Genomic DNA, 8,526 nt, shown 5'->3' with positions numbered 1-8,526 from the left:
GTTTGAAACTTAAAAGTCCTTATTTGGAAGCTTTTATTTGATATTAAATTAAACTCATATTAAGGCGTAGGGGAAAGCAACATGAACGTGATTGAAGTTTTTAATGATAGCTATGAACGTTGTACTTCAGATCAGGAGTTTTTCGACTTGTTCTACAAAAATTTATGGTCGAAAAGTGCCAACTTTAGACAGAAGTTTGACGGTATAGACATGCACCAACAAGTGAGAATGCTTAGAGGGTCTATCGTATTTTTTATGATGGCAGATACCTCGACCGAAGCGCACAAAATGGTGGAAAAGTATGGGAAAAAGCATGCAAGTGCAGATATTGGTATAGAGCCGCAGGATTTTGATGTTTGGCTTGAGAGTTTGTTAGAAACGGTTCGACAGTGTGATTCCGGGTATGATGCCGATGTTGAAACCGCTTGGCGAACATGCTTTAAAACGGGCTTAGAAGTAATGAAACAAGAATGTGATAAAGAAGATGGGAACATCCTTAAAGCGAGTACCAAATAAGGAAGTAACGTGAGTGGTCGTTACTTCCTAGGGGCAGAATCTTACTTATCTTGTGTCTCTTTATTCTTTTTCACCGCTTCGGCGATATCACTGACAGCTTCGATAAGATTGATCGGCATTGGAAAAATAATAGTGGATGTTTTGTCTGTAGTGATTTCAGTGAGTGTCTGCATGTAACGTAATTGCAGTGCATTCGGTGCTTCGTTGAGCATTTGCGCTGCTTCTTTTAATTTATTTGAAGCCTCTAACTCACCAGTAGCGTGAATGATCTTCGCCCTACGGTTACGTTCTGCTTCTGCCTGACGGGCTAGGGCTCTGACCATGCTGTCATTTAAATCAACATGTTTGACTTCAACCGTAGCAATCTTGATTCCCCAGTCATCAGTCTGTTGATCGAGAATGGATTGTAAATCCTTATTGAGGCGTTCTCGCTCTGATAGCAATTCATCGAGTTCATGCTGACCCAATACCGAGCGCAGCGTGGTTTGTGCTAACTGGCTGGTGGCATCGCTGTAGCTTTCAATATTGTTAATCGCCATTTGAGGATCGACTACGCGAAAATAAACGACCGCGTTGACGCGCACAGAAACGTTATCTTTGGTAATTAAATCTTGTGTCGGCACATCCAAAACGATAGTACGTAAATCAACCCTCACCATTTGCTGAATAAATGGGATAAGGATGATCAAACCAGGTCCTTTGACTTCTTGAAATCGACCAAGAAAGAACACAACCCCACGTTCGTATTCTCTCAAAACTTTGAACATTTGGGTCGCTAGTGCGAACAGCAGCACCACGATCACCGCAACGGTATAGAGCATCATAAAGCGCCTCCTATTTATTTTGGCGGTCATCAGGCATCACAGTTAAGGTCAGCCCTTTAACATTAACAATGGTGACGTGATCACCTTGTTTGAATTGTTGATGGTCTTTGGCTTTAGCTCGCCATAAAGCACCGTTGAGTTGAACGCGTCCTTCGCCATCGATAAAGTCATCGCTTACCACAGCGACCTTCCCGGGGTAAGTCTCTAAACCCGTCGTTACACGCCGGCGGCGAATTTTGAGCAGCAGGCCGACGGTCAGCACGATTAGAGCTACGGAAAATATGGCAATACCAAAAATCAAAGGAAGGGCGATCTGGAACCCTGGTAACTCACTGTCCATGAGAAATATCGAACCGAGTACAAAGGCGACAACGCCGCCTAAACCCAAAATACCAAAGCTCGGACTGAATGCTTCCGCTATCATTAGTGCAATACCGAGTAACAGCAGACCAAGACCTGCGTAGTTGACGGGCATCATTTGTAATGCGTACATGGCAAGAAGCAGACAAATCCCACCTAGCACACCGGGTAAGCCAATTCCTGGGTTGTAAAATTCAAGAAGTAAACCGTAGATGCCGATGAGCATTAGAATGTAGGCAACGTTTGGATTGGTGATAACGGCTAACATTTCTGCTCGCCAATCTGGCGTTCTTTCAACCCATGTTGGATTTTCAAGTGACAATGTCACAGTGCGATTGTTTACTTTAACTGTTTGCCCATCTATGGCTTTGACTAAGTCCTCTGGAGAATTGGCGACGTAATCGATCACGTTTAATTCTAATGCTTCTGTTGCATCCAAGCTCGCCGCTTCGCTTACTGCTTTCTCTGCCCATTCTGCATTTCGTCCATGAAGTTTTGCTAAGCCTTTAATGTAGGCTTTGGCGTCGTTAATTACCTTTTTCTCCATTGCGGTTTTAGCGGGAACTTTCTCTGAGCTTTCGTTGGTTCCTTCTGGCGTTTCTTCCGCGTTTTGATCTTTGCCATCATCCGATGAAGGAGGTTGAGGCGTACCACCTAACGCGACGGGCGTTGCAGCTCCGAGGTTTGTCGCTTCAGCCATGGCGGCTACGTGACTAGCGAGCAAGATGTATGTTCCTGCACTGGCAGCTCTAGAACCAGATGGGCCGACCCAAGTTGCAACGGGAGTCGAGGAGGTGGTAATCGCGTGAATAATATCTCGCATTGCGCTATCTAAGCCGCCTGGTGTGTCCATCTCTAAGATCACTAAACTGACACCGTTTAGTTGAGCTTCTTCTATTTCACGAGATAAATAGTCGCTAGTAGCAGGCCCTATAGCGCCTTTGACAGGAACAATCCAAACAGTATTCGCCAGTGCTTGACTGGCCATCAAGAGTAAAGGTAAGAACCATATCCATAGTCGTTTCATGCAGTCCTCCTTGTGTTGTCACAGGGACTTTTTGAAATCCTAATTCAAGTATATCCAAATAACTTAGAGATGCTTGAGTATAGGTTCTAATGAATAAGTTGCCGAGGCTAATTAGGAGACTACTTTTTTATATATAAACGCTGTGTGAGATAGTAAACTAAAGCAAATTATTGGTAATTGTGATGTTTATGTTTATTGTTCAGCGTTTGATTAAGTTGGCCGTTATCTGTGCCGTTTTCTTTACTATTTTCGATCTGATCTCCTATGGAGAGGTGACTTGGTTTCAACGGTTTTTGGCTTTTCTACACTAAACTCAGATTTCAATACGTTAGCTACTCATAAGGCGATAGGTTTCTTCATATTCGCCTTATTACTCCCTCTTCAACCAAAGCCTTAAACAAAGCAATACTTAACTCGTTTTTTCAACTTCCTGTCGGTGGAAAAAACGCCAAAATGCAACTAAATTCATATCAATGACAAGTTTAAGGTATGTAGTTGATGAGGCAATTCAGCGCAATCGCACTAGCTGTTGTAACACTCATTTTGAGCCAAACAACAACCGCAAGAAACGCGAAGATGTTAGGTGATATCTCCCTAGTTCAGCCCATACAGGGTGATCCTAATGTGGATATTAAGCTAGCGAGAATTGGCTGGCATCTCTTCCGCGATCCTCAATTATCGTCAAATGGTAATGTCAGCTGCGCGACATGCCACAATCTGCAAACCAATGGCGCTGAAAATATACCAGTCTCTACGGGGGTGAAAGGTGATGGAATTAGAAATTCTATAACAGTGTTTAATGCAGCGTTAAATTATCGTTTTTTATGGGATGGTACGGAAAACACCTTGATGGCTCAGATTGATGGTCCAATCCATAATCCAATGGAAATGGACTCAAACTGGCAAACAATAGAGCAATATGTAAAAGAGAGTGAACATTATCAAGCGCTATTTAATCGTGACGGTGAATTGCCGATTAACGTTCATAATATCAAGTCCGCTATAGTGGAGTTTGTTGAAGGGCTGCAGACGCCTGGCGCACCATTCGATGCTTACTTATTGGGTTACACGCATGTACTGAGTGAACAGCAAATCAGAGGTTGGAAAACATTTCAGACTTCAGGTTGTGTGCAGTGTCATCAGGGCAAAAATATCGGCGGAGCGATGATCCAAAGGTTCGCCTATTTCAAGGATAAGCCAGTAGTAGAGGATTCGGGCAGGCAGCTCGTTACGATAGAGGATGAAGAGCGATTCTATTTTAGAGTAGCCAGTTTACGCAATGTCGCGCTAACGAGTCCTTATTTTCATAATGGGCAAGTCGATAAGTTATCCGACGCGATACAAATCATGGCTAAAACCCAGCTCGGTATAACGATGAACGATGAGAATGTCGCGGACATTGAAGCATTCTTGCAGTCGTTGACAGCACCTAGACCCATAATTTTAGAGGTGTTGGAAAATGAATAAATTCAAACTGATCAACTTTTGCTTTTTTATTGGGATACTGACGTGCTGCACACTGGCGTATATGTCGTATATGAATTCAAAAAACGCTCAAGAATTTCATGCAGGGCTAATGAATATCGGACATGAGTTGATTGAAGAGCGTGATGTTATCGTGAACCGATATGCCGTTGAAGATAGGAAAAACTATGAGTTAACAACATCTTTAGTAGAGATAGAAATCGCAGCAAAGGCACTGTTGGAATCATCAAAGGCATCAGTTTGGTTTCCCGTGACACCCAATCGTATAAAAGTTAGGCATACGCTTGAACAGTTTAAGGAGCGAGTGCTTCAAACAACGTTGAAGCTTGATATGTTAATTGGTGTTCAGGTAGAAAATCGGTATGCATTACTCATGTTGTTCAATTTATATCAGCAAGAGGTTTCTACCGAGAGCGGTCAATCATTGGGTGGCAGTCGTTATTTTGAATTTCTCAACCAGTTGCTTCTAACACAAACTGAAGTTGAGAGTGAAAAAGAAGCGAACTTCCTTAAACGGCTTCAAACGAGTGATAAAAGAATTGAATTGCTGACGAATGAACTGCTTGATCACACTTATATTGAGTTTGTCGAAAGCTCAGAGCATCGGTTACTCAATATTGCTCAAAGTGAGGCGCGTTTTACGTGGTTGTTTGTATTTATCGCGGTGATGTTTCTAGTTAGCGCGTTTGTTTATCAGTCACATCACCGAATGCATAACTTAAAACAGTTGAATCTTGAAATTGAAGAGGCGAGAAACAAAGCCGAGCGAGCGGCAAAAGCGAAATCAAATTTTCTCGCTGCAATGAGTCACGAACTAAGGACGCCGATGAATGGTGTACTAGGGCTTTCTCAAATGATTGCAGAAGAGACCAAAGAGCCGACGACGAAAGAGCATATTAGGGTTATTCTTGATTCTGGCCAGCATCTGATGACTATCCTCAACGATATTTTGGATTTTTCTAAAGTTGAAGAAAACAAACTGGAATTTGAGCAAGCTAAGTTTAAGCTCGATCAAGTGCTTTCTCCGGTGTGTAGCGCAATAAAACCACTTGTTGATGAAAAAAATATCGAGTTAATCTTGGAAAACGAGGTTTCTGAATATACTGAATTTACTGGAGATTGTGCGCGTTTACGACAGATCTTGTTTAATCTCGCCGGTAACGCGGTGAAGTTTACCAATGAAGGGCATGTGCTGGTTAGAACTGAGTTAGATGAATCGAATCAGTTGTTGGTCATGCGCGTGAGCGACACCGGTATTGGTATTGCGCCAGACAAGCACGAGCATATTTTTAACTCGTTTGAGCAAGCAGACTCATCAACGACTCGAAGGTTCGGCGGAACAGGGCTTGGGTTAGCCATCGTCAAAAAACTAACCGATTTGATGGGTGGCCATATTACTCTGAAGAGTATAGAAGGCGTTGGAAGTCAATTTATCGTTGAGTTGCCGATTCCTTGGGTAGAATCTGCTCCGAAAAAGCAGCAAGAAGCACCGAAACCTCGCGCAAAATCACACCATTTCAAGATACTACTTGCTGATGATAACCGTGTGAATGCCATTGTGGCAAAAGGGTTTTGCGAAAAGCTTGGGCATGAAGTGGATGTTGCAGAAAATGGATTAATCGCGGTTAAAAAGGCGAAAGAGAACGAGTACGACCTGATCTTGATGGACAACCATATGCCCGAGATGAATGGCGTTGAGGCGACACGCGTTATCCGACAAGAGTTAGGTATCAAGACATTACTCTTTGCGTACACGGCAGACGTATTTCGTGAAGCTCACGATAGCTTTATCGAAGCAGGAGCAGACCATGTGCTTACGAAACCGCTACAGCATGAGAGCTTTTCAGACGCTCTCAAACAGTTTGCCGCCAGACTCGAACCGAAACAGAATCCGCCACTAACGAGTGACAGCAATGTGCTTCAATTGCAACGTAAGCCAATCGAGAACTTAAGGTTAACAGAGGAAGAACTCTCCCGTTCAGGCATGTTTACTTCTTTACGAGATGAGCCAGAAGCGCTCGACGAGTTGCTAAAAAGCATTATTGTCGATTTTGAGACTTCTGTTGATGAACTTATTGAATACTTTATGGCTGAAGACTTTGCTTCATTAGAGCTGACGTTGCACAAAACGAAAGGGATGGCACTGAACCTAAGTTTACCTATTTTGGCGAGCCAAACGGAGGCCCTGGAAACTCAACTTAAAGCCAACCAAAGTCCCGAGATTGAGCAGTTGCAGATGCTGATCAATCGGTTACAGGTCAACATCCATCAGTCTCATAGACTTTTGGATGATATCCAGAAGAACAATGCCGATCCTCAACAGATTTTATAGTCCCTGTGAGTGCGATGCTTTCCTTAACTCATTTTGTTGTGGTTTACTGTGGCAAGGACGGATAGTGTTGATTCGTCGTCGGAAAATCAGGGAGTTAGAATGAGTAAGCATTCCGCTTTAATCAAATGGCATCGTAAAGCTGGCGAAGAGTTTAGTGATAATAAGTATAGTAGGGCACACATTTGGCAATTTGATGGAGGGTTGCAAGTCCCAGCATCTCCATCTCCCCACGTAGTACCATTACCACTATCCGTAGAAGAAAATGTTGATCCAGAAGAAGCGTTTGTCGCGGCACTTTCTAGTTGTCATATGCTCGTTTTCTTGTCTATTGCAGCAAAGCGGCGTTACGTTGTGGACAGTTACTTAGATGAAGCGGTAGGGGAGCTTGAAAAAGGCGAAAACGGAAAAGAGTGGGTATCAAAGGTAACGTTAAACCCTAAGATAACATTTTCAGGTGAAAAACAACCGACACCATCTCAATTAGAAAAACTGCACCACATGGCCCATGAGAATTGCTTTATCGCCAACTCCGTTAAAACAGAAGTGACAACGCTTATTGCGAATTAAGTGGAGCTCTTTATCAAAAAGCGCGGCCTATTGCGGAGTTATATTAAGCCAGCAGTCATCCTGCTGGCTCGTTCATCTAGACGACACCTTGCTCAATCATTGCATCAGCGACTTTTCTAAAGCCTGCAATGTTGGCGCCTAAAACTAAATTTCCAGGTTGGCCAAACTCTTTACTGGTTTCGTTTGCATTGATGAAAATATTTTTCATGATGGTTTGCAACTGACTATCCACTTGTTCAAACGTCCAGTTTTGCATGCTGGCGTTTTGCGCCATTTCAAGTTGACTGGTTGCAACGCCGCCTGCATTGGCTGCTTTGGCAGGCCCATAAGCTATGTCCGAGTCCACGATAATATTGGCAGCATCACGGGTGGTTGGCATGTTCGCCCCTTCACTAATCAAAATACATCCGTTTTCGATAAGAGCCAGTGCGTCGTCTGACGTTAATTCATTTTGAGTCGCACAAGGGAAGGCAGCATCAGCCTGATATCGCCAAACAGCATGTCCTTCATTAGGATAGTCGCCCTCTGGTGTGTATTCTGCTTCAGGGTAAGTTTCTAAATATTCTTCTAAGCTTGCTCTTTTCACTTCTTTCAGTTGTTTTAGGAGCTTAAGATCAATACCGTGCTCATGATAGATCGTACCTCGAGAGTCGCTGCATGTAACCGGCGTTGCTCCCATATGGTACAGTTTTTCAATGGCGTAGATAGCCACGTTGCCAGCACCAGAAACGAGGCAAGTTTTCCCTTTCAATGAATCGTTGCGGTCGTTGAGCATGCATTCTGCAAAATAGACGGCGCCATATCCTGTCGCTTCTTTTCTGGCGAGTGATCCACCCCAAAGAAGACTCTTGCCTGTAAGCACACCTTCGTAGCGCCCCGTCAATCGTTTGTATTGACCAAACATATAGCCAATTTCGCGCGCCCCGACGCCGATATCGCCTGCGGGAACATCGGTGGTAGGACCGATGTGACGGTACAACTCGTTCATAAATGATTGGCAAAATCGCATGATCTCGCCGTCGGATTTTCCTTTAGGATCGAAGTTTGAACCGCCTTTGCCGCCACCGATAGGAAGGCCAGTCAGTGCGTTTTTAAAGATTTGCTCAAAGCCGAGAAATTTTATGATGCTCGCATTGACTGAGTGATGGAATCTCAATCCTCCTTTGTACGGCCCCAAAGCAGAGTTGAATTCAACTCGATAACCTTTGTTTACTTGTACATTTCCAGCATCATCAACCCAAGGAACTCGAAACATGATTTGACGTTCTGGCTCGACGATCCTCTGGATAATCGCTTGTTCCTTATATTTATTATTGCCTTCTATTACCGGCGCGAGAGAAGTTAATACTTCTTCTACCGCTTGGTAAAATTCTTTTTGCGCAGGGCTACTGTGTTGCAACGCAACAATAGTATCG

At 43.6% G+C, this 8,526-nt stretch carries 7 protein-coding genes; 4 read left to right on the top strand and 3 right to left on the bottom strand.

Features of this window, described 5'->3' with window-relative positions; genetic code table 11:
- Positions 1 to 81: 81 nt before the first annotated feature.
- Positions 82 to 516: a globin gene (locus tag CAG68_RS18805; protein WP_054729720.1), complete on the top strand. Its 435-nt coding sequence runs from the start codon at positions 82 to 84 to the stop codon at positions 514 to 516.
- Positions 517 to 557: 41 nt separating this feature from the next.
- On the opposite strand, the gene CAG68_RS18800 is transcribed toward CAG68_RS18805, so the two are convergent.
- Both CAG68_RS18800 and CAG68_RS18795 read right to left on the bottom strand, forming a co-directional pair.
- Positions 558 to 1,340: a slipin family protein gene (locus tag CAG68_RS18800; RefSeq protein ID WP_054729723.1), complete on the bottom strand. Its 783-nt coding sequence runs from the start codon at positions 1,338 to 1,340 to the stop codon at positions 558 to 560.
- A 10-nt stretch (positions 1,341 to 1,350) separates the two neighbouring features.
- Entirely contained in the window at positions 1,351 to 2,727 is a 1,377-nt protein-coding gene (locus CAG68_RS18795; RefSeq protein ID WP_086047465.1) for an NfeD family protein, read from the bottom strand.
- 498 nt (positions 2,728 to 3,225) lie between these two features.
- On the opposite strand from CAG68_RS18795, the gene CAG68_RS18790 reads away from it, so the two are divergent.
- The 3 genes from CAG68_RS18790 (at position 3,226) to CAG68_RS18780 (ending at position 7,111) form a co-directional block, all read left to right on the top strand.
- Positions 3,226 to 4,194, top strand: a complete 969-nt coding sequence (locus CAG68_RS18790) for a cytochrome-c peroxidase (RefSeq protein ID WP_086047464.1) — start codon at positions 3,226 to 3,228, stop codon at positions 4,192 to 4,194.
- Positions 4,187 to 6,544: an ATP-binding protein gene (locus CAG68_RS18785; protein WP_161441500.1), complete on the top strand. Its 2,358-nt coding sequence runs from the start codon at positions 4,187 to 4,189 to the stop codon at positions 6,542 to 6,544. The genes CAG68_RS18790 and CAG68_RS18785 overlap by 8 nt, the downstream gene beginning before the upstream one ends.
- Positions 6,545 to 6,643: 99 nt before the next feature.
- On the top strand, positions 6,644 to 7,111 hold the full coding sequence (locus CAG68_RS18780) for an OsmC family protein (RefSeq protein WP_005373176.1): 468 nt from the start codon (positions 6,644 to 6,646) through the stop codon (positions 7,109 to 7,111).
- Between the two features lie 76 nt (positions 7,112 to 7,187).
- On the opposite strand, the gene gdhA is transcribed toward CAG68_RS18780, so the two are convergent.
- Positions 7,188 to 8,526 (bottom strand): NADP-specific glutamate dehydrogenase (gene gdhA, locus CAG68_RS18775; protein ID WP_237667897.1); only part of this gene is annotated, 1,339 nt, incomplete at its 5' end.

The sequence above is a fragment of the Vibrio sp. V42_P2S4T144 genome (assembly GCF_009904715.1).
Classification (GTDB): Bacteria; Pseudomonadota; Gammaproteobacteria; order Enterobacterales; family Vibrionaceae; genus Vibrio; species Vibrio alginolyticus.
This window is presented reverse-complemented; position numbering and strand designations above follow the sequence as displayed.

Bases quoted from the DNA above. Each gene is read 5' to 3' on its own strand.
- CAG68_RS18805 (WP_054729720.1), top strand. From the start codon at position 82: ATGAACGTGATTGAAGTTTTTAATGATAGCTATGAACGTTGTACTTCA.
- CAG68_RS18800 (WP_054729723.1), bottom strand. From the start codon at position 1,340: ATGATGCTCTATACCGTTGCGGTGATCGTGGTGCTGCTGTTCGCACTA.
- CAG68_RS18795 (WP_086047465.1), bottom strand. From the start codon at position 2,727: ATGAAACGACTATGGATATGGTTCTTACCTTTACTCTTGATGGCCAGT.
- CAG68_RS18790 (WP_086047464.1), top strand. From the start codon at position 3,226: ATGAGGCAATTCAGCGCAATCGCACTAGCTGTTGTAACACTCATTTTG.
- CAG68_RS18785 (WP_161441500.1), top strand. From the start codon at position 4,187: ATGAATAAATTCAAACTGATCAACTTTTGCTTTTTTATTGGGATACTG.
- CAG68_RS18780 (WP_005373176.1), top strand. From the start codon at position 6,644: ATGAGTAAGCATTCCGCTTTAATCAAATGGCATCGTAAAGCTGGCGAA.